This is a genomic window from Streptococcus suis (assembly GCF_002960445.1).
GTDB classification, from domain to species: Bacteria; Bacillota; Bacilli; order Lactobacillales; family Streptococcaceae; genus Streptococcus; species Streptococcus hyiners.
The window spans coordinates 1-275 of record NZ_POJD01000463.1; the positions used below are offsets into that span (position 1 = coordinate 1).

Sequence of the window (275 nt, forward strand, 5' to 3'; positions counted from 1 at the left end):
TGTATGATTACTTTGAAGAACAAAAACATCAACTAAGTACCGATGAAAAACTCTCCATTCTGTTCAACCTATTTAAGGGACGTATAGATGTTTATGCGAAATCTTATATTGATGAAAATGGAAAAATCAACTATTTTCCTTCTTACAACTATGGTTGGAAAAAACGTCCTGTTGAAAAGAGAACTTGTCAACCATTGACCAAACAGGTATTATTGGCTCACCTACGTGGCGAAATCAGTATTGGTATTTTTCCAATGAGTTTATCAGACACGTGT

At 34.2% G+C, this 275-nt stretch carries 1 protein-coding gene; it reads left to right on the top strand.

The window, feature by feature from the left end:
• Nucleotides 1-275: TOTE conflict system archaeo-eukaryotic primase domain-containing protein (locus C1G53_RS12795; RefSeq protein WP_419579795.1), on the top strand; the 275-nt coding region annotated here is incomplete at both ends.